This is a genomic window from Pseudorhodoferax aquiterrae, assembly GCF_014652235.1.
Taxonomy (GTDB): domain Bacteria; phylum Pseudomonadota; class Gammaproteobacteria; order Burkholderiales; family Burkholderiaceae_C; genus Pseudorhodoferax; species Pseudorhodoferax aquiterrae.
The window spans coordinates 408,367-427,436 of sequence record NZ_BMYK01000003.1 but is presented as its reverse complement, the minus strand read 5'-3'; the positions used below and the strand labels follow the sequence as shown (position 1 = coordinate 427,436).

The 19,070-nt window shown below is 71.7% G+C and carries 18 protein-coding genes; 11 read left to right on the top strand and 7 right to left on the bottom strand.

The window, feature by feature from the left end; genetic code table 11:
* Positions 1-185 precede the first annotated feature (185 nt).
* Entirely contained in the window at positions 186-1,430 is a 1,245-nt protein-coding gene (locus IE209_RS07325) for a Zn-dependent hydrolase (RefSeq protein ID WP_189686422.1), read from the top strand.
* On the opposite strand, the gene IE209_RS07320 is transcribed toward IE209_RS07325, so the two are convergent.
* Both IE209_RS07320 and IE209_RS07315 read right to left on the bottom strand, forming a co-directional pair.
* A complete protein-coding gene (locus tag IE209_RS07320; protein WP_189686294.1) occupies positions 1,427-2,671 on the bottom strand; it encodes an NAD(P)/FAD-dependent oxidoreductase in 1,245 nt (414 codons plus the stop codon). The two genes, IE209_RS07325 and IE209_RS07320, sit on opposite strands and share 4 nt — an antisense overlap.
* Positions 2,672-2,873: 202 nt before the next feature.
* On the bottom strand, positions 2,874-3,827 hold the full coding sequence (locus IE209_RS07315; protein WP_189686293.1) for a LysR family transcriptional regulator: 954 nt from the start codon (positions 3,825-3,827) through the stop codon (positions 2,874-2,876).
* Positions 3,828-3,946: 119 nt separating this feature from the next.
* Between IE209_RS07315 and IE209_RS07310 the strand changes: the two genes are divergently transcribed.
* Complete coding sequence (locus IE209_RS07310) at positions 3,947-4,936, top strand: Bug family tripartite tricarboxylate transporter substrate binding protein (protein WP_189686292.1); 990 nt, start codon at positions 3,947-3,949, stop codon at positions 4,934-4,936.
* A 4-nt stretch (positions 4,937-4,940) separates the two neighbouring features.
* A complete protein-coding gene (locus tag IE209_RS07305) occupies positions 4,941-6,458 on the top strand; it encodes an amidase (RefSeq protein ID WP_189686291.1) in 1,518 nt (505 codons plus the stop codon).
* Between the two features lie 3 nt (positions 6,459-6,461).
* Here IE209_RS07305 and IE209_RS07300 read toward each other — a convergent pair whose 3' ends face one another.
* Complete coding sequence (locus IE209_RS07300; protein ID WP_189686290.1) at positions 6,462-7,280, bottom strand: IclR family transcriptional regulator; 819 nt, start codon at positions 7,278-7,280, stop codon at positions 6,462-6,464.
* A gap of 132 nt (positions 7,281-7,412) precedes the next feature.
* On the opposite strand from IE209_RS07300, the gene pyrC reads away from it, so the two are divergent.
* The 5 genes from pyrC (at position 7,413) to IE209_RS07275 (ending at position 11,565) form a co-directional block, all read left to right on the top strand.
* A complete protein-coding gene (gene pyrC / locus IE209_RS07295) occupies positions 7,413-8,456 on the top strand; it encodes a dihydroorotase (RefSeq protein ID WP_189686289.1) in 1,044 nt (347 codons plus the stop codon).
* Positions 8,453-9,328, top strand: coding sequence for an NYN domain-containing protein (locus IE209_RS07290; RefSeq protein ID WP_189686288.1), 876 nt, complete (start codon positions 8,453-8,455; stop codon positions 9,326-9,328). The genes pyrC and IE209_RS07290 overlap by 4 nt, the downstream gene beginning before the upstream one ends.
* Entirely contained in the window at positions 9,325-10,092 is a 768-nt protein-coding gene (locus IE209_RS07285; protein WP_189686287.1) for a DUF3025 domain-containing protein, read from the top strand. Before IE209_RS07290 ends, IE209_RS07285 begins: the two co-directional genes overlap by 4 nt.
* 70 nt (positions 10,093-10,162) lie before the next feature.
* Positions 10,163-11,035, top strand: a complete 873-nt coding sequence (htpX, locus tag IE209_RS07280) for a protease HtpX (protein ID WP_145550718.1) — start codon at positions 10,163-10,165, stop codon at positions 11,033-11,035.
* Between the two features lie 218 nt (positions 11,036-11,253).
* Entirely contained in the window at positions 11,254-11,565 is a 312-nt protein-coding gene (locus IE209_RS07275) for a DUF4148 domain-containing protein (protein ID WP_189686286.1), read from the top strand.
* Positions 11,566-11,614: 49 nt separating this feature from the next.
* Here the strand turns inward: IE209_RS07275 and IE209_RS07270 are convergent, their stop codons facing one another.
* The 3 genes from IE209_RS07270 to IE209_RS07260 form a co-directional block, all read right to left on the bottom strand.
* Entirely contained in the window at positions 11,615-12,232 is a 618-nt protein-coding gene (locus IE209_RS07270; RefSeq protein ID WP_229882722.1) for a flavin reductase family protein, read from the bottom strand.
* Complete coding sequence (locus tag IE209_RS07265) at positions 12,229-13,254, bottom strand: MBL fold metallo-hydrolase (RefSeq protein ID WP_229882721.1); 1,026 nt, start codon at positions 13,252-13,254, stop codon at positions 12,229-12,231. The genes IE209_RS07270 and IE209_RS07265 overlap by 4 nt, the downstream gene beginning before the upstream one ends.
* Before the next feature lie 76 nt (positions 13,255-13,330).
* Positions 13,331-14,998 (bottom strand): NAD(P)/FAD-dependent oxidoreductase, encoded by a 1,668-nt coding sequence (locus tag IE209_RS07260; RefSeq protein ID WP_189686284.1) that lies wholly within the window; start codon positions 14,996-14,998, stop codon positions 13,331-13,333.
* 82 nt (positions 14,999-15,080) lie between these two features.
* Here IE209_RS07260 and IE209_RS07255 point away from each other — a divergent pair, with 82 nt between their 5' ends.
* The 3 genes from IE209_RS07255 to IE209_RS07245 all read left to right on the top strand — a co-directional run bounded on the left by IE209_RS07255 (position 15,081) and on the right by IE209_RS07245 (position 18,024).
* On the top strand, positions 15,081-15,974 hold the full coding sequence (locus IE209_RS07255; protein ID WP_189686283.1) for a LysR family transcriptional regulator: 894 nt from the start codon (positions 15,081-15,083) through the stop codon (positions 15,972-15,974).
* Positions 15,975-16,075: 101 nt separating this feature from the next.
* Positions 16,076-17,056, top strand: coding sequence for a Bug family tripartite tricarboxylate transporter substrate binding protein (locus IE209_RS07250; RefSeq protein ID WP_189686282.1), 981 nt, complete (start codon positions 16,076-16,078; stop codon positions 17,054-17,056).
* Positions 17,053-18,024: a M14 family metallopeptidase gene (locus IE209_RS07245; protein WP_189686281.1), complete on the top strand. Its 972-nt coding sequence runs from the start codon at positions 17,053-17,055 to the stop codon at positions 18,022-18,024. Before IE209_RS07250 ends, IE209_RS07245 begins: the two co-directional genes overlap by 4 nt.
* Positions 18,025-18,044: 20 nt before the next feature.
* Here the strand turns inward: IE209_RS07245 and IE209_RS07240 are convergent, their stop codons facing one another.
* Positions 18,045-19,067 (bottom strand): J domain-containing protein, encoded by a 1,023-nt coding sequence (locus tag IE209_RS07240; protein WP_189686280.1) that lies wholly within the window; start codon positions 19,065-19,067, stop codon positions 18,045-18,047.
* Between the last annotated feature and the right edge of the window lie 3 nt (positions 19,068-19,070).

Here is a 19,070-nt window from a genome sequence, read left to right as displayed (position 1 = left end):
TGAAATGATTTTCTGTGCATCGAAAATCGGTCAACTAATATTGATTGCATAGGTGTGCGGTCCGTTTATTGCTTCGCCAGGACGGTCTGCCAATTCGCGCTTTCCCGCTGGCGTTCATTCCCCACTTTGGAGCAAGCAGCATGGATTCGTCCGTTCTCACCCCTTCCGCCGCAACGGTCGGCACCATGGCCAACGTCGGGCTGCGCATCGACGGTGCGCGCCTGTGGCGTTCGCTGATGGACCTGGCCCGCATCGGCGCCACGCCCAAGGGCGGCGTCTGCCGCATCGCGCTGACCGACGCGGACCGCGCCGGCCGCGACCAGGTGGCGGCCTGGTGCCGCGAGGCCGGCCTGGACGTGCGCGTGGACGAGGTCGGCAACATGTTCGCGCGCCGCCCGGGCACGGATCCGCAGGCCCGCGCCGTGGCCACGGGCAGCCACATCGACACCCAGCCCTCGGGCGGCAAGTTCGATGGCAACTTCGGCGTGCTGGCCGGACTGGAGGTCATGCGCACGCTGAACGACCATGGCATCGCCACGCGTGCGCCACTCGAGGTCGTCGTCTGGACCAACGAGGAGGGCACGCGCTTCACGCCGGTCATGATGGGTTCCGGTGCATTCGCAGGCGTATTCCTGCCCGATTTCGTGCGCGCGCAGGTCGATGGGGCGGGGCTGGCGGTCGGCGACGAACTGCGCCGCATCGGCTACCTGGGCGAGCACGCCTGCGGCGAGGTGCCGGGCGGCGGCTATGCCGCCTACTTCGAGGCCCACATCGAGCAGGGCCCGGTGCTGGAGGATGCGGGCCTGCCGATCGGCGTGGTCAGCGGCGCGCTGGGCCAGCGCTGGTTCGACGTGACCGTGACCGGCATGGACGCGCATGCCGGCCCCACGCCCATGGCCTTGCGGCGCGACGCCATGCTGGGCGCCGCGCGCATGGTCGAGGCCGTGCACCGCATCGCGCTGGCCGAGGCCCCGCACGGGCGCGGCACGGTGGGCCACCTGCAGGTGCTGCCCAATTCACGCAACGTGATCCCGGGCGAGGTGCACTTCTCGGTCGACCTGCGCAACCTCACGGACGAGGGCCTGGACCGCATGGAGGCCGCGCTGCGCACACAGCTGGTGCAGATCGCCGGCGACACGCGCGTCGCCGTCGAACTGCGCCAGGTCGTGCAGTTCGACGCCTGCCACTTCGACGCAGCCTGCGTGGCCAGCGTGCGCCGCGCGGCCGAGCTGCTCGGCCTGCCGCACATGGATGTGGTCAGCGGCGCAGGCCACGACGCCGTCTACGTGGCCCAGGTCGCGCCCACCGGCATGGTCTTCGTGCCCTGCAAGGACGGCATCAGCCACAACGAGATCGAGAATGCGCTGCCCGAGCACATCGAGGCCGGCGCCAATGTGCTGCTGCTGGCGATGCTGGAGCGCGCGGGCTAAGCCCCGAAGCGTCCCGGCGCATAGGGCGCCGGATCGACCATAGGCGCCGCGCTGCCGTCGATGAGTTCGGCCAGCAGCCGCCCGCTCGCCGGCCCCAGCGTGAAGCCCTGGTGCGCATGGCCGAAGTTGAACCACAGGCCGCGGTGGCGCGGGGCGGGGCCGACCACGGGCAGCATGTCCGGCGTGCAGGGCCGCGCGCCGCGCCAGGGCTGGGGCTCCACGGGCTGCGGTAGGTCCAGCAGCTCGCGCGCCGCGGCTTCGGCGCCGGCCATCTGCCGGGGGGTCGACGCCGCATCGCGCGGCGCGAATTCGGCCCCGGTGGTCACGCGCACGCCGCGCTGCATGGGCGCGACGACGAGGCCGCGGTCCGCGTCCAGCCAGGGCATGGTGGGCACCGGGCCGCCCCGGTAATGGCGGTGGTAGCCGCGCTTGACGAACAGCGGCAGCCGGTAGCCCAGCGGGCGCAGCAGCGTGTCGGCCCAGGGGCCCAGGGCCACCACGGCATGCTCGGCATCCAGCAGGCCGTCGGCGCTCTGCACGGCCCAGCCCGCGCCCCGTGCCTGCAGCGTGGCAGCGTCGGCCTGCACGATGCGCCCGCCCAGCCGCGCGAAATGCGCCGCATAGCGCGCCACGAGGGCGCCGGGGTCGGCGACGGCCCAGGGCTGCGGCCAATGGATGGCGCCCGCCAGCCGGAGCTTGAGCGCCGGTTCGGCCGCCGCCAGCGCGCCGGCGTCCATGGCGTGGTGCTGCACGCCGTAGTCGCGGTGCAGGCGCTGTGCGCGGGCCAGGGCCTCGGCCATGGTGGCTTGTTCTCGGAACACCCAGCGGTAGCCCGTGCGCTGCACGAGGTCGTCGGCACCGGCCGCGGCGATCAGCGGCGCGTGCTCGGGGATGGCCTGCGCGATGAAGCGCGCATAGGCCTGGGCGATGGCCGGGTAATGCGCCGGCCCGGAGGCCTGCCAGTAGCGTGCGAGCGGGCCGGCCAGGCCGGGCAGCGCCGCGGCGTGGTAGTTCACGTCGATGCCGCGCTTGAGGGCCACGCGCAGCAGCTTGGCGGCTTCGCGCGGAAAGGCATAGGGCTCGACGGCCTCCTGCTGGATCAGGCCGGCATTGCCGTAGGAGGTTTCTTCGCCGGGCGCGCGCCGGTCGGCCAGCACCACGCTGTGGCCGCGCATCGCCAGGTGGATCGCGGTGCAGGTGCCGACCATGCCGGCACCCAGGACCAGCACTGTCGCGCTCATGCCGACCACCCGCCGGACAGGCATGGCCGCCCGTTGCGGCAGGGGGGCTGGGGGGAGGGGAGGGCAGGCGGCATCGACATCGGGGGTGCGGGATGGAGTTGCGGGAAGTCCTGGTCCATTGTGTCGTCTGGCATGCCATGCGCCAATGCGGCGACGGGCAAGCCTGCGTTGCCGGTGGCGCAACGCAGGGGCCCGGCGTCCCTCATGCGTCGCGCTCCAGCGCCTCGCGCAGGTGGGCGACGAAGGCGCGTGCCGCCTCCGGCAGGTGCCGCCCGGCCATGGCCTGCACCTCGAAGTGGCGCTCGTTCATCTCGCGGTCGCGCAGCGGCACGGCGGCGATGCTGCCGCTGTGCAGCAGCTGGCGCAGCGCCAGTTCGCCGCAAAAGGTGACGGCCTGGGTGTGGGCCACGTACTGGATCAGCGGGTACAGGTGGTCGCTGGTCATGGCCGCCTCCAGCGCCAGGCCCTGGCGGCTGGCGCTGATGTCCAGCAGCTGCCGCAGCGTGGAACTGGCCGCGGGCAAGGCCAGCGGGTGCGCGACCAACTGCGCCAGTGCCAGATGGCGCCGCGCCGCGAGCGCATGGCCGGCGGCCACCACGGCCAGGATGGGCGCCGGGTGGCGCAGCACCACGTCGATGCCGCGCTCCGACCGCAGCGACACCGTGACGCCCAGGTCGGCCTGGCCTTCGCGCACGCGGCGGCTGACTTCGCTCTGCACCGACATGTCCAGCGTGAAGCGGATGCCCGGGTTGCGCTGCTGGAATCCGGCCACCAGGGAGGGCAGGAAGTCGTAGGCGAAGCCCTCGGTAGCGACGATGCGCACCTCGCCCTGGCGCAGGCCGCGCAGGGCGAGAATCTCGTCGGCCACGCGTTCGATGTCCAGCCAGGCGCGCCGCGCGTGGGCGGCGAGCAGCTCGCCCGCGCTGTTGAGCACCATGCCGCGCGCGCGCCGCTCGAACAGCAGCGTGTCCAGCTCCTGCTCGAGCCGGCCGATCTGGCGGCTCACAGCCGAGGGCGCCACCTCCAGCCGCGCCGCGGCCTCGGTGACCGAGCCGGCGCGCGCCACCTCGAGGAAGTGGCGCAGCGCCACCTCCTGCAGCACGCGCTGGTTCAGGCCGCGGCGGGCGCGTGGGCGGCGAACAGGGGTGGATGGCATGGCGCTCGGGCTCCGGTTGCGTTGCGATATGGGCAACGAAGGTTTCCATGCATTGTGCTTGCTGCACGGCAATGCCGTTCCTACGATGCCCCCATCCGCTCGCCACCCAGGTTCCGCCCATGCCTCTTGCTTGCTTCTCCCGCCGTGCTGCCCTGGCCGTCGCCAGCCTGGCCGCTGCGCAGGCCGCCGTTCCCGCTCTGGCGCAGAGCGTCTACCCGAGCAAGCCCATCACGCTGGTCGTGCCGTTCCCGCCTGGCGGCAGCGCCGACACCGTGGGCCGGCTCATGGGCCAGCAGCTGTCCGAGGCCCTGGGCCAGCCCGTCGTCATCGACAACCGGCCCGGCGCCGGCACGGCCATCGCGGCCGGCATGGTGGCCAAGGCGCAGCCCGACGGCCACACGCTGCTGATCAGTTCGGGCTCCACCTTCACGGCCAACCCGGCGATCCGCACGAACCTGCCCTACGACGCGGTCAAGAGCTTCGACCCCATCGCCGTGGTGGCGCGCATCCCGCTCATCGTGCTGGCCAACAACAACGTGCCCGTGCACAACGTCAAGGAGTTCGTGGCGGCGCTGCGCGCAGCCCCCGACAAGTACGCCTACGCTTCCTTCGGCTCGGGCTCGACGGCGCACTTCACGGGCGAGATCGTGCTGCGCGCCATCGGCGCCAAGGCGCTGCACGTGCCGTACAAGGGCAGCGCACCGGCCATGACCGACCTGATCGGCGGGCAGGTGCCGTTCTCGGTGGACACGGTCACGGCCGCCTTGCCGCAACTCAAGGCCGGCAAGGTCAGGGCCATCGCGGTGACCACCGCCAAGCGCTCCTCGCAGCTGCCCGAGGTGCCCACCTTCGCGGAATCGGGCTACCCCGACATCGATGCCGACACCTGGATCATGGTCGTTGCGCCCAAGGGCCTGCCCGCCGCCGTGCGCCAGAAGCTGGAGAGCGCGCTGGCCCGCAGCGTCGCCCTGCCGTCGGTTGCGGCGCAGCTGCGCGCCAACGGCGCCGAGCCGCTGTTCTCGGGCTCGGCCGCATCGGCCGCGCTGATCGAGAAGGAGCTGCCGCTGATGCGCGCCGTGGCCCAACGTGCCGACATCAAGGCCGATTGATCCCATGCTGGTCGAGCAATCCGCCATCGAACTGCGCCGCCTGATCGGCGCTCGCCAACTCTCGCCCGTCGAACTGCTGGAGGCCTGCATCGCGCGCATCGAGCAGCTCAATCCCTTCGTCAACGCCGTGACAGCCACCTGCTACGCGCGTGCGCGCGCCGAGGCCCGCGCGGCCGAGCAGGCCGTGTTGCGCGGCGAACCGCTGGGCCTGCTGCACGGCCTGCCGCTGGGCGTGAAGGACCTGGAGCCCACCCAAGGCCTGTTGTCCACCTCGGGCACGCCCAGCCTGCGCGACCATGTGCCGGCGCAGGACGTGGAACTGGTGCGCCGGCTGCGCGCGGCCGGCGCCATCGTGGTCGGCAAGACCAACGTGCCCGAGATGGGCGCCGGGGCCAACAGCCGCAACCCGGTCTGGGGCGCGACCGGCAATCCCTTCGATCCCAACCTCAACGCGGGCGGTTCCTCGGGCGGCTCGGCGGCCGCGCTGGCGCTGGACATGCTACCCGTGTGCACCGGCTCGGACACGGGCGGCTCGCTGCGCATCCCGGCCGCCAAGTGCGGCGTGGTGGGCCTGCGGCCTTCGCCCGGCGTGGTGCCCAGCGTGCGCAAGCCGCTCGGCTGGTCGCCGATCTCGGTGGTCGGCCCCATGGGGCGCGACGTCACCGACTGCCGGCTGCAGCTGGCTGCCACGGCCGGCCCGCACCCGGGCGATCCGCTGAGCCATCCGCTGGACCCGCTGGCCTTCCTGCACGCTGCGCCGCTGGACTTGTCGCGCCTGCGCGTGGCCTGGACCGAGGACTTCGACGCCTGCGACGTGGACCCGCTGGTGCGCAGCACCATGCGCGAGCGCATGGCCGCCATGCGTGGCCTGTTCGCGGCCTGCGACGAGGTGCGCTTCGAGCTGGGCGAGGTGCACCGCTGCTTCGACGTGCTGCGCGCCGAGGCCTTCGTCGCCGGCATGCGTGCCACCTACGAACGCGACCCGGACAGCCTGGGCCCCAACCCCCGCGCCAACTACGAGATGGGCGTGCGCATGAGTCTGCGCGACGCGGCCTGGGCGCAGACCGAGCAGACGCGCATCATCCAGCGCTTCCAGCGGGTCTTCGCTTCCTACGACCTCGTGCTGTCGCCGACCACGCCGGTCTCGCCCTTCCCCTGGACCCAGCTCTACGCGGCCGAGGTCGACGGCAAGCCCCAGGAGAACTACTACCGCTGGCTGGCGCTGACCTATGTGGTGACGCTCGCGACCAACCCGGCGATCACGCTGCCTTGCGGCGTGGACGCGCGTGGCATGCCGTTCGGCCTGCAGGTGGTGGGCCCCTTCCGCGGCGACCTGCGGCTGCTGGACGCGGCCCAGGCGCTGGAGCAGGCCTTCGCGGCCGACCCGCGGCTGCGCCGCCCACGGCCGGACATCGCGCGGCTGCGCATGGCCGAACCGGCGGTGACCTCCATCGTCACGGCGCCGCCGCGTGATCCGCACGCTTCGGTGCCGACGGAGGTGGCCGCGGCCTCGGTGGTCTGAGCGTCAGAACGCGATCGTGCTCGAGATCGCCCGCGCGCTTTCGATCAGCATGGGCGCGAGCTTTTGGCGCGCCTCCTCCATGGTCCAGCGGCTGGTCGGTGGCGACAGGTGCAGCGCGCCGACGGGCTGGCCCTGGCGGTCCACCAGCGGCGCGGCCAGGCCCATGTCGCCCAGGAACAGCTCCTCGCTATTGGTGGCGTAGCCGACCTGGCGGCACTGGCGCACCTGCTCGAGGATGGCATCCACGTCGGTCAGCGTGTGCTGCGTGCGCGCGGGGCGCGGCGAGGTTTGCAGGATCTGGCGCACCTGCTCGTCCGGCAGCATGCTGAGCCAGGCCCGGCCGCAGCTGCTGCAGTACATGGGGATGCGCATGCCCACGGGCGTGAACACCGGGATGTGCTTGGAGGTCGTGAGCTGCGCGAGGTAGAGCATGTCGGTGCCCACCGGCTCCGTCACGTTGGCGGTCTCGCCGCTGGCATGGGTCAGCTGCGCCAGGTAGGGGTGCGACACCTGCACCAGCGGATGGCCCACGAGGTAGTTGGCGCCGATCTCCATGGCGCGCGGCAGCAGCTGGAAGCGCCGCGTGCGCGGGTGCTTGCCCACGTAGCCCAGCACTTGCAGCGTGTGCACGGTGCGCTGGGCCGAGCCCTTGGTCATGCCGGTCAGCTCGGCCAGTTCCGCGAGCGTCAGCGTGCGGTGCGAGGCGTCGAAGGCGCGCAGCACGGCCAGGCCCTTCTCCAGCGACTGGTTGAACAGGGGGTCGGCGGGCTTGTCCTCGTCGACCTTGGGCGCGGGCGCCGCGGTGGGCTTGCGTGTGGCCATCGGGTCTGGAATGCACCACCGGGTTGCATCGGTGATCCAACTCGGTGCGTGCGATTGCGTTGTTATGAATATCGATGTTCGATTCTATGGAGGCGCGCCTTCACATGGAGGTGCGATGGGAGAATCCGCCCCATGCAAGCCACCACCGACACCCTGACGCTGACCCGCCCCGACGATTGGCACCTGCACCTGCGCGACGGCGAAGTGCTGCGCACGCTGGTGCCGCACAGCGCCGCGCAGTTCGCGCGCGCCATCGTCATGCCCAACCTGCGCCCGCCCGTCACCACGACCGACCAGGCCGTGGCCTACCGCGGGCGCATCCTGGCGGCCCTGCCGCAGGGCGCGGCCTTCGAGCCGCTCATGACGCTGTACCTCACGGACCAGATCGCGCCCGAAGAGATCGGCCGTGCGCGTGCGGCCGGTGTCGTGGCGGCCAAGCTGTACCCGGCCGGGGCCACCACCAACAGCGATGCGGGCGTGACCGGGCTGCGCACGGTCTACCCCGTGCTCGAAGCCATGCAGCGCGAGGGCATGCTCTTGCTCGTGCACGGCGAGGTGACCGACCAGAGCGTGGACCTGTTCGACCGCGAGGCCGCCTTCATCGACCAGCAGCTGATCCCGTTGCGCCGCGATTTCCCCGGGCTCAAGATCGTCATGGAGCACATCACCACGCGCGAGGCCGCGCAGTACGTGGGCAGCGCCGATGCCAACACCGCCGCCACCATCACGGCGCACCACCTGCTGTACAACCGCAACGCCATCTTCACGGGCGGCATCCGTCCGCATTACTACTGCCTGCCCGTGCTCAAGCGCGAGACGCACCGTGTGGCACTGGTCGAGGCCGCCACCAGCGGCAGTCCCAAGTTCTTCGCGGGCACCGACAGCGCGCCGCATGCGGCGCACCTCAAGGAGCACGCCACGGGTTGCGCGGGCTGCTACACCGCGCATGCGGCGCTGGAGATGTACGCCGAGGCCTTCGACAAGGCCGGGGCGCTGGACAAGCTGGAAGGCTTCATGAGCTTCCACGGCGCCGACTTCTACGGCCTGCCGCGCAACCAGGGCACCGTGACCTTGCGGCGCGAGGAGTGGACGGTGCCCGACAGCTACGTCTACGGCGAGGCCAACCTCAAGCCGCTGCGCGCGGGCGAGGTGCTGCCGTGGCGGGTCCTCGCATGAGCACGGTGGTGCCTGCGGGCCCGGTCGTCCTGCTCATCGATGCCGACAACCTGTCGGCACCCGAGATGGTGGCCCAGGCCGTGCGGCACCTGACGCAGCTGGCCGGGCCGGTGGCGGTCCGCCGCGCCTATGGCAGCGCCGAAAACCTCAGGGGCCTGGCCGGCGTGCTGCGCGAGTACGCCTTCCACCTCTGCGTGAACCTGCCGCTGGCCAAGAACACCACCGACATGGCCCTGGCCGTGGACGCCATGGACCTGTGCGCCCAATACCAGCCGGGCGTGCTGGCCATCGGCACGGGCGACGCGGACTTCGCGCCGCTGGTGCTGCGGCTGCGCGAGCGCGGCGTGCGAACGGTCTGCTTCTCGCAGGCCAACAAGATGTCGCCCGAGGTGCACGGCTTCTACGACGAGGTGGTGTTGCTCGGCGCGCGGCGCAGCGCGGCGGCCAGCGTCGTGGCGGTCGCCGCACCGGTCGAGGCGCCCGCGCCGGTGCGCAAGGCGGCCGCGCGGAAGACGCCGGCCCGCAAGAGCGCCGCCAAGGCCGTGGTGGAAGCGGCGCCCGCGCCGGCGCCAGCGCCAGCGTCTGCACCGGCGACGGCCCCCGAGGCGGCCGCGGTCTCGGCCCGTGCAGCTGCCGCCGCCGCCAAGGAAGCCGAGCTCAGCGAGCGCGTGCAGGCCCTGCTGCGCGAACTGCCGGGCGTGGCCGACGGCCAGGAGGTCGACTTCGGCGAAGTCGCCAAGCGCCTGCGCGAGGCCAAGCTGCTGGGCCGCCAGGCCGTGATGTCCAAGTTTCTCAAGAAGCACGTGCCCGGCGTGGAACTCACGCCGCAGGCGCAGCCGCGCAAGCTGCGCTGGGCACCCGACCCGGCGTGAGCCTGGACTGGTCCCGGCCCTGGCTGCAGCCCTACGCCGCGCAGGGGCACGCGCTCGAGAACGCCAGGGGTCAGGGCCTGCCATTGCACGCGGCCCTGAACGCCGTCGCCGGCACGGACCAGCCCCGCTTCGTGCCGCAGCAGTCGCTGTCCGCGGGCCAGGGCTACGAGGCGCTGCTGCACGCGCAGCGCCTGTGCCCCACGCGCGAGAACCTGCACGACCTGCTCAATGGCCTGTCGTGGCTGCACTTTCCGCGCACGAAGTGGCGCTTCAACGCGCTGCACGCAGCCGAGATCGCCCGGCGCGGTGCAGACTCGCGGCGCGGCCCCCTGCGCGACGCGCTGACGCTGTTCGACGAGAACGGCGCGCTGCTGTTGGCCCCACGCAGCATGTGGGATGCGCTGCGCGCGCGCGACTGGCGCGGCCTTTTCGTCACGCGCCGTGCGCTGTGGTCCCAGGCCCGCCTGCTGGTCTTCGGTCACGGCTTGCTGGAGCAGCTCCAGCACCCGCGCAAGCCCCTCACCGCCCACGTGCTGGCGGCTCCGAAAGCTCTTGATTCGATAGCGGACATCGACCGCTGGCTGGCCGCTTCCATCGCTGCCGACGCGTGGGAGGCCAAGCCCTTCGCACCGCTGCCGGTGCTCGGCGTACCAGGGTGGTGCGCAGGGAACGCACACGAATCCTTCTATGATGACCCGTTTGTCTTTCGCCGCGCCCCGTGTTCAGACGTACGAGAACAAAGGACATTGCCAGGCGCGGCTTGAGGTTGTGCACACTGCCCCCATGTGCGCAACCGTCCCCCCACTTTGATTGAAGGGCGCCCCCGGAGAACCCATGAAACGCATCGTCCTGTTTGTCCTGACCAACCTCGCCGTCGTGGTGGTGCTGGGCGTCGTCGCCAGCCTGCTCGGCGTCAACCGCTACCTCACCGCCAATGGCCTGAACCTCGGCGCGCTGCTCGGTTTCGCGCTGATCATGGGCTTCGGCGGCGCCATCATCTCGCTGCTGATCAGCAAGCCCGTGGCCAAGTGGAGCTCGGGCGTGCAGGTGATCGACGGCACGGGCTCGGCCGACGAGCGCTGGATCGTCGAGACCGTGCGCAAGTTCGCCGACAAGGCCGGCATCGGCATGCCCGAGGTCGGCATCTTCCCGGGCGACCCGAACGCCTTCGCCACCGGCGCGTTCAAGAACTCGGCGCTGGTCGCGGTGTCCACCGGCCTGTTGCAGAACATGACGCGCGAAGAGGTCGAGGCCGTGATCGGCCACGAGGTCGCGCACATCGCCAACGGCGACATGGTCACCATGACGCTGATCCAGGGCGTGATGAACACCTTCGTCGTGTTCCTCTCGCGCGTGATCGGCTATGCGGTGGACAGCTTCCTGCGCCGCGGCGACAACGAGAACTCGGGCCCCGGCATCGGCTACTGGGTCACCACCATCGTGCTGGACATCGTGCTCGGCTTCCTGGCCGCCATCATCGTGGCCTGGTTCTCGCGCCAGCGCGAGTTCCGTGCCGACGCGGGCGCCGCCCAGCTCATGGGCCGCAAGCAGCCCATGATCAACGCGCTGGCCCGCCTGGGCGGCCTGCACACGGGCGAGCTGCCCAAGAGCGTGGCGGCCTTCGGCATCGCCGGTGGCATCGGCCAGCTGTTCTCGACGCACCCGCCGATCGAACAGCGCATCGCCGCGCTGCAGAACGCGCAATAAGCCGCGTGTCCCCCGCCAAGGAGCCGCCTTCGGGCGGCTCTTTTGTTTCTGCAAAGGAAACGATCCATTGCGCGAAGGCCGGTTTTTCTTTTGTGCTGCGACTTCCACAATTCAACCCATCGATGAGACGCATGCAAGACGACTCATCGAGACGGGGCAGACATGGTGTCCAGCCCCGCCGACTGAGAAGTCCCGTCCACCGTTGAAAGGAATCCATCATGAACAAGCTCCTCGCCTCCGCCCTGATCGCCGCCGCCGGTTTCGCTGCCGCCCCCAGCTTCGCGGGCGACAACATCAGCGGTGAAGTCGGCTACGTGCCGCAAGTCTCCAGCACCGTGAGCGGCCTGTCCCGCGACGCCGTGCGTGCCGAGTACCTGCAGGCCGAGCGCAACGGCACGCTGCCCGAGTACGGCGAAGGCGCCGACACCGGTGCGGTCGCCACCGCCAAGAGCACCTTGAGCCGCGACGCCGTGCGTGCCGAAGCCGTCTACGCCGTGCGCCACGGCCAGCAAGTGGGCGGCGAAGTCTGAGCTTCGTTTCTCCCATGCAAGGAGCCGCCTTCGGGCGGCTCTTTGCATTTCAGCGCGGCCTGCGCATCAGGAACTTCTCGCCCAGCCCGAAGTAGTCGGCCGGGCCGCCACCGCGCAGGATGGGCTGGCCGGCGGCCGTGTCGTAGATGCCGTCCTTGAGCAGCGTGCGCGCGATGTGCACCTGCACCACCTCGCCCAGCACCAGCCAGGTGTCCACGGCCTGGCCGTCGGCGCCCTGCAGCCGGATCAGCTGCGACAGCTTGCATTCGAAGGCCACGGGACTTTCGCCCACGCGCGGCGGGGCGACGCGCACGGACGGCACGGGGGTGAGGCCGGCCAGTTCGAACTCGTTCACTTCGGGCGGCACGGCCGCGCAGCTCGCGTTCATGGCCTCGGCCAGTGGGCGCGTGGCCAGGTTCCAGACGAACTCGCCGGTCTGCTCCACGTTGGCCAGTGAATCCTTGCGGCCGATGCTCGCGAAGCCCACGATGGGCGGCACGTAGTTGAAGGCGTTGAAGAAGCTGTAGGGCGCGAGGTTCACGAGTCCCGCCGCGCTGCGCGTGGACACCCAGCCGATCGGCCGCGGCCCGACGATGGCATTGAACGGGTCGTGTGGCAGGTCATGGCCCGAGCGCGGTTCGTAGGAGTGCAGGTCGTCGTGGATCATGGTGGAGGCAGGGGAGTGCGCGGCGCGAGCCGCAGGGTTTCGCCGATGGCCGTCACGCAGAAGTCCTGCGCCGTGAGGCCCGCGGTGCGGAGCATCTCGGCCAGCTTGCGCGGCGGTTCGTCCAGCGGCTCGTTGGTCAGCTTGAAGGTGCCCCAGTGGATGCCCAGCGAGCGCTTGGCGCCGAGCTCCTGGTGGATGCGCACCGATTCCTCGGGGTTCACATGCTGGGGCGCCATGAACCAGCGCGGCTCGTAGGCGCCGATGGGCAGCAGCGCGAGGTCGAAGCCGCCGCCGTGCGCCGCACTCTGGCGCCCGGCGAAGTGCGCGCGCGTGTCGATGAAGTTGCTCGGCGAATAGCCCGTGTCGCCGCCGAAGTACAGGTGCATGTCGGGCGCCAGCACGGCGAAGCCGCCCCACAGCGAGGCCATGCGGTCGCCCAGCGTGCGCGAGGACCAGTGGCGCACGGGCGTCAGCGTGAGCTCCACGCCGCGCGCCAGCGCGGTCTGCCACCAGTCCAGTTCCAGCACCTCGGCGATGCCGCGGCGCGCGAACCAGGTCTTCAGGCCCAGCGGCACGACGAACAGCGGCGGCCCGCCGGGCTGGCGCGCGAGCGCCTGCACGGTGGCGACGTCGAGGTGGTCGTAGTGGTTGTGCGAGACCAGCACGAGGTCGATGGGCGGCATGTCCTGCGGCGCGATGGCGGCAGGCTGCGCGCGCTGCGGGCCGGTGAACGAGAACGGCGAGGCACGGTGGCTGCAATGCGGGTCGGTCAGCAGGTTCACGCCGCCGAACTGGGCGAGCACGCTGGCGTGGCCCAGCCAGGTCACGGCCGGGCCGATCGCGCCGCCGCGGTTGCGCGCGAGGAAGTCGAGGTCGGCAGGCTGGGTCGGCGTGGGCTGTGCTGCGGCCTGCTGTTCGCGCCGGGCCTGCCATTGCCAGCGCAGCACGTCGGCCAGGCCGCGGGGCTCGAAGGCCTCGGTGTTACGGAACCGGCCGTCGGCGCCGCGCGGCGCGCCGCTCACTGCGGCCCCCTTCGGCTTGCGGCCTGTCCCCCCATGGGGCAGCAGCGAGCTGGCTGGGGGCGGCCCGGCGCTGCGCTCACGCCATCGCCTTGGCCACGGCTTCGGCGACCTTGAGCCCGTCCACGCCGGCCGACAGGATGCCGCCCGCATAGCCCGCGCCCTCGCCGGCGGGGTACAGGCCTGCCAGGCCCTCGCACTGCAGTGTGTCGGGGTCGCGCGCGATGCGCACGGGCGCCGAGGTGCGCGTCTCCACACCGGTCAGCACGGCATCGGGCAGGTCGTAGCCGGGGATCTTGCGCGCGAAGGCCGGGAAGGCCTCGCGCATCGCGGCGATGGCGTAGTCGGGCAGCACGCCGGACAGGTCCGTCAGGTGCACGCCGGGTTTGTAGCTGGGCTGCACCGCGCCGAACTGCGTCGAAGGCCGGCCGGCCAGGAAATCGCCCATGAGCTGGCCCGGTGCGCTGTAGTCGCCGCCGCCCAGCACGAAGGCGGCGGTCTCCAGTCGGCGTTGCAGCTCGACGCCGGCCAGCGGATGCGGCTTGCCCTGGGCCGAGGCCGGCACGTCCAGATGCCGGTACTCCGTCGGGAAGTCCGCCGGCGTGATGCCCACCACGATGCCCGAATTGGCATTGCGCTCGGCGCGCGAGTACTGGCTCATGCCGTTGGTGACCACGCGTCCCGGCTCGCTCGTCGCGGCGACCACGGTGCCGCCCGGGCACATGCAGAAGCTGTAGACCGAGCGGCCATTGCTGGCGTGGTGCACGAGCCGGTACTCCGCCGCGCCCAGGTCCGGGTGGCCCGCATGGCGACCCCAGCGCGCGCGGTCGACCAGGCTTTGCGGGTGTTCGGCGCGAAAACCGATCGAGAAGGGCTTGGCCTCCATGGGCGCGCCGCGCCGGTGCAGCATCTCGAAGCTGTCGCGCGCGCTGTGGCCCAGCGCCATGACCACATGGTCCGCGCGCTGTTCGTAGGTGGCGCCGCTGGCCTGGTTCAACACGACCAGGCTGCGCAGCCGGCCGTTCTCGACCACGATGTCCTCCACCTTGTGCTGGAAGCGGATCTCGCCGCCCAGCGCGAGGATGTCGGCCCGCATGTTCTCCACCATCTTCACGAGCCGGAAGGTGCCGATGTGGGGGTGGGCTTCCCACAGGATTTCCTCGGGGGCACCGGCCTTGACGAATTCCTCGAGCACCTTGCGGCCGAGGAAGCGCGGGTCCTTGATCTGGCTGTACAGCTTGCCGTCGGAGAAGGTGCCGGCGCCGCCTTCGCCGAACTGCACATTGGATTCGGGGTGCAGTTCGCGCCGGCGCCAGAGGTCCCAGGTGTCCTGCGTGCGTTCGCGCACCGCCTTGCCGCGCTCCAGCACGATGGGCGCCAGGCCCATCTGCGCCAACGCCAGCGCGACGAAGATGCCGCAGGGGCCGAAGCCCACGACCACGGGGCGCAGCTGGGGCGGCTGCGCGCGCTGCACGGGCGGGTGCCAGGCCATGTCGGGCGTGGGCGCCACATGCGGATCGCCGGCCAGCCGCGCCAGCACGGCGGCCTCGTCCCGGCCGTCGGCGAGCGCCACGTCGGCGATGTACACGCGCAGCAGCTCGGCCTTGCGCGCGTCGAAGCTGCGTTTGTGGACGGTGTGGCCGGCGATGGCGGCGGGCGGCAGATCCAGCTTGCGGGCGATGGCGTTGGCCAGTGCCGCGGCATCGTGGTCCAGCGGCAGCTTGATCTCGGAAAGGCGCAGGGGCATGGTGGTGGCCCGTGGTGATCGGGCAGGCTTCGGGCCCGCGGATGATACGGAACATGTGCGCGTTGCGCAGGAGAGCCCCACGATGCAGATGAAATGGCTGGAAGACCTGATCGCGCTGGCCGAGACGCGCAGCTTCACGCGCGCAGCCGCGGTGCGCCATGTGACGCACCCGGCCTTCGGCCGGCGCATCCGGGAGCTGGAGCAATGGGCCGGCGTGCCGCTGGTGTTGCGCGGTGGCGCGCCGGTCACACTCACGGCCGCCGGCGAGACCCTGCTGCGGCAGGCGCGCCAGTCCGTGGACGGCCTGGCCGCCGCGCAGCGCGAGATGCGCGGCGGCGCAGCCTCGGGCCAGCCCGTCTTCACGCTGGGCACGGGCCGCACGCTGGCACGCACCATCGCGGCCGACTGGCTCTGGCGCGTGCGCACGCTGACGGCGCAGGCCATGGTCCAGGTGCGCACCAGCGCCATGGCCGAGGTGCTGCAGCGCCTGGAGCGCGGCGAAATCGACTTCATGCTGAGCTACCACCACCCGCTGATCGCGCTGCACCTGGAGCCCGCGCAGCACCTGCAGCACACGGTGGCGCACGACCGCCTGGTGCCGGTGGCCCGCGCGCAGGCCGACGGGCGCCCGATGTTCCGTCTCGACGGTGCCCGGCCCGCACCCTTCCTGGCCTATGCCGACAGCCTGGCACTGGGCCACCTGGTGGCCGACCACCTGGCCAACCACGCCCAGGCGCCGCGCCTGGAGCGCAGGCTGGAGGTCGATTCCGCCGACGCTCTGCTCGAGTACGTGCAGAAGGGCATGGGCGTGGCCTGGCTGCCCTGGTCGCTGGCGGCGGGCGCCTGCCGGCAGAAGAACATCGTGCCGCTGGCCGGCAAGGCCATGGAGATCGCGTTCGAGGTGCGCATGGTGCGCTCCAAGCGCCGGCTGTCACCGTTGGCCGAGCGGCTGTGGGAGGCCGTCGTGCCGGCATGAGGGCAGGCGCACCGGATCGGCACCGTTCCGTGCCGATCCGGCACCGGGTTGCGCCGGCCGCGCCAGAACAATCGGCGGCATCCGAACCCCGGGGACACACCATGCCATCCATCCACTGCATCCGCGCGCTGCTGCTGCCGGCGCTGCTGGCCGCCATGCTCGCGCCCGCCGCCCAGGCCCAGGGCGGCGGCTATCCCGAACGCCCGATCACGCTGGTCGTGGGCTATCCGCCGGGCGGCAGCACCGACCTGACCGGCCGGGCCGTGGCCGACCAGCTGGCCCGCACGCTGGGCGTGCCGGTGGTGGTCGAGAACCTGGGCGGCGCCGGCGGCACCATCGGCGCGCAGAAGGTGGCCCGTGCCGCGCCGGACGGCTACACGCTGCTGCTGGGCGCCAACAACGAGATCGCCATCGCCCGGCAGGTCTCGGCCGCCGTCAAGTACAGCACGTCGGATTTCACGCCCATCGGCCTGGTGGCCTCGCAGCCCATGGTGCTGGTGGCCTCCACCGCCAGCGGCATGCGCACGGTCGACCAGATGCTGCAGGCCGTGCGCGCCCGGCCCGGCCACTACAGCTATGGCAGTTCCGGCGTGGGCACCGCCCTGCACCTGGCCGGCGAGATGGCCAAGCAGCAGGGCGGGCTGTTCATGACCCACATTCCCTACCGCGGCGTGGCACCGCTGACGACCGACCTGTACGGCGGCACGATCGACCTGGGCGTCTACGTGCTGTCCAGCGGCCTGCCGCACATCCGCAGCGGCAAGGTGGTGGCGCTGGGCATCACCGAGAAGACGCGTTCGGCCGCTGCGCCCGACATCGCGCCGCTGGCCGCCCATCCGGCGCTCAAGGACCTGGACATCGGCGTGTGGTTCGCGCTGATGGCGCCGGCGCAGCTGCCCGCAGCCATCGCCACCCGGTTGCGCACGGCGCTGGCCGAGGCGCTGCAGGCACCCGAGCTGCGCAAGAAGCTGGAGGACAGCGGCTCCACCCTGGCGCTGGCGGGCGCGGACCTGCCGCGCTTCCTGGCCGCCGAGACGGCCAAGTACCGCCGGATCGTCGAGTTTGCGAAGATCAAGGAATGAACACCCCCGCATTCGAACTCGCGCCGCCCGACCTGTCCGCCTGGCGCGCCGGCAACACCGGCACCGAGGGCGTCTGGTCCTTCGACTCTGGCCGGCCCGGCCCCCACGTCATGCTGAGCGCCCTGGTCCACGGCAACGAGCTGTGTGGTGCCTGGGCCCTGCGCGGGCTGCTGGAGGCCGGCGTGCGCCCAGCGCGCGGCACGCTGACCCTGGCCTTCTGCAACCTGGAGGCCTTCGACCGCTTCGACGTGCGCGACCACGACGCCTCGCGCTTCGTCGACGAGGACCTGAACCGCCAGTGGCTTCCCGCGCGCATGGCCGAGGGCGGCACGCGCGAGCGGCGCCGCGCGGCCGCGCTGCAAGCCTTCGTGGCGCGCGCCGACTGGCTGCTGGACCTGCATTCCATGCACGAGAGCGGCGCACCGCTGGCGCTGACCGGCCTGCAAGCGCGCAACCTGGCGCTGGCACGCCAGCTGCGCACGCCCGCCCACGTGGTGGTCGATGCCGGCCACCAGGACGGTGTGCGCATGCGCGACTTCGGCCGTTTCGGCGCGCCGGACGCGCAGGCGCCCGACACCCGCTCGCTCCTGGTGGAATGCGGCTTCCATGGCGATCCCGCCAGCGTGGCCGTGGCGCGCGACCAGTGCGTGCGCTTCCTGGACGCGGCGGGCCTGCTGGCGCCGGGCGCCGAGGCCAGCCAGCTGCCCGGCTGGCGCCAGCCGGACGCGCCGCACCAGTGGGCATTGCACGTCACGGGCCCTGTCGTCGCGCGCAGCGCGCGCTTTCGCTTCACCGAGGCCTTCACCGGGCTGGAAGTGATCGCGAAGGCCGGCACCGTGATCGGCGACAACGACGGCGAGCCGGTGGCGACGCCCTACGACGACTGCGTGCTGGTCATGCCCTCGACGCGGCAGGCGCGCGCCGGCGTCACGGTGGTGCGGTTCGCGCGGCGCACGCTGTTGCGCTGAGAGGAAAGACCCTCTGGGGCTCAGTCACGCTGCTCGCGCAGCCACTGCTTGAAGAAGCGCGGGTCCTGCAGTTCGTCGAGCTCCCAGCGGTAGTAGGCGATGTTCTGTTGCAGCGCGCGGCTCTGCTCGCGGATCGCGCGCGCGATCCGCGCCGCCGTGGGCTCGGCGCCGTGGCCCAGGCCCAGCAGCGTGCGCAGGCCGCGCTCGGTGTCGGCAGTCTCCTGGCGCAGCTCCTCGAGCTGTTCGGCCAGCACGCGGTTGTGGCGGGCCAGCGTCTCCTCCCCCATGGCCGCGATGCTGCGCAGGTCGATCTGCTCGATCTCCAATTGCAGCTGCAGCAGATCGAGCAGATTGCGCGCGGCATAGGCCACGTTGACGCGCTGCATCAGTGCGGTCTTGCGTGCGCGCTCACTATCGTCGGGCGCACGGTCGGGATGCAGCGCACTGGCCAGCTTGCGGAACACGGCGCGGATGGTCTGGCTGGCGTCCTCGGGTTCGGGCGCGGCCATGCGCCGGCGCCGGCTGGCCGCCTTGTGCTGGGCGCGCTGGCGTGCGCGCTGCTGGGCGGCATCGGATTGCGCGGCTTCCATGCGCTCCCATTGCGCCATCCAGTCGCCATCGTCGTCGGCCGGGGCGGCGGCGGTGGGGGCTGGCGCCGCGGCTTCGGGGGCTTCCTCGGGCACGTCGTCGTAGGCGTTGTCCTGGTGGCGCGCGAAGATCGCGCGCAGTTCGGGTTCTTCGCCCTGACGCAGCAGGCTGGCCGCAAGGTCGCGCACCAGCGCATGCAGGATGTGCAGGTCGTTGCGGCCCAGTTCGCCGGCATGGGCGGCCTGGTCCAGCAGGCGCAGCAGGTCGAGGTCGATCGCGCGCTGGCTGGCCAGCAGCGGCGCCAGCGCCTGGGCCTGCTGCCGGTGGAAGTCCGCGCCGGCCTGCTGCCAGCGCTGCAGCACGGTGCGCTGCGCGGCGATGGCGTCGGTCAGGCGGTGGAATTCGGCCAGCTGGGGCGGTTGGCCGCGGTCGGCCGTGGTGACGAGATCCACCATCGC

Excerpts from the sequence above, each read along its gene's own strand:
- IE209_RS07250 (WP_189686282.1), top strand. The coding sequence starts at position 16,076 with ATGCCATCCATCCACTGCATCCGCGCGCTGCTGCTGCCGGCGCTGCTG.
- IE209_RS07290 (WP_189686288.1), top strand. The coding sequence starts at position 8,453 with ATGAGCACGGTGGTGCCTGCGGGCCCGGTCGTCCTGCTCATCGATGCC.
- IE209_RS07240 (WP_189686280.1), bottom strand. The coding sequence starts at position 19,067 with ATGGTGGATCTCGTCACCACGGCCGACCGCGGCCAACCGCCCCAGCTG.
- IE209_RS07325 (WP_189686422.1), top strand. The coding sequence starts at position 186 with ATGGCCAACGTCGGGCTGCGCATCGACGGTGCGCGCCTGTGGCGTTCG.
- htpX (WP_145550718.1), top strand. The coding sequence starts at position 10,163 with ATGAAACGCATCGTCCTGTTTGTCCTGACCAACCTCGCCGTCGTGGTG.
- IE209_RS07305 (WP_189686291.1), top strand. The coding sequence starts at position 4,941 with ATGCTGGTCGAGCAATCCGCCATCGAACTGCGCCGCCTGATCGGCGCT.
- IE209_RS07275 (WP_189686286.1), top strand. The coding sequence starts at position 11,254 with ATGAACAAGCTCCTCGCCTCCGCCCTGATCGCCGCCGCCGGTTTCGCT.
- IE209_RS07310 (WP_189686292.1), top strand. The coding sequence starts at position 3,947 with ATGCCTCTTGCTTGCTTCTCCCGCCGTGCTGCCCTGGCCGTCGCCAGC.
- IE209_RS07315 (WP_189686293.1), bottom strand. The coding sequence starts at position 3,827 with ATGCCATCCACCCCTGTTCGCCGCCCACGCGCCCGCCGCGGCCTGAAC.
- IE209_RS07255 (WP_189686283.1), top strand. The coding sequence starts at position 15,081 with ATGCAGATGAAATGGCTGGAAGACCTGATCGCGCTGGCCGAGACGCGC.
- IE209_RS07260 (WP_189686284.1), bottom strand. The coding sequence starts at position 14,998 with ATGCCCCTGCGCCTTTCCGAGATCAAGCTGCCGCTGGACCACGATGCC.
- pyrC (WP_189686289.1), top strand. The coding sequence starts at position 7,413 with ATGCAAGCCACCACCGACACCCTGACGCTGACCCGCCCCGACGATTGG.
- IE209_RS07320 (WP_189686294.1), bottom strand. The coding sequence starts at position 2,671 with ATGAGCGCGACAGTGCTGGTCCTGGGTGCCGGCATGGTCGGCACCTGC.
- IE209_RS07300 (WP_189686290.1), bottom strand. The coding sequence starts at position 7,280 with ATGGCCACACGCAAGCCCACCGCGGCGCCCGCGCCCAAGGTCGACGAG.
- IE209_RS07245 (WP_189686281.1), top strand. The coding sequence starts at position 17,053 with ATGAACACCCCCGCATTCGAACTCGCGCCGCCCGACCTGTCCGCCTGG.
- IE209_RS07270 (WP_229882722.1), bottom strand. The coding sequence starts at position 12,232 with ATGATCCACGACGACCTGCACTCCTACGAACCGCGCTCGGGCCATGAC.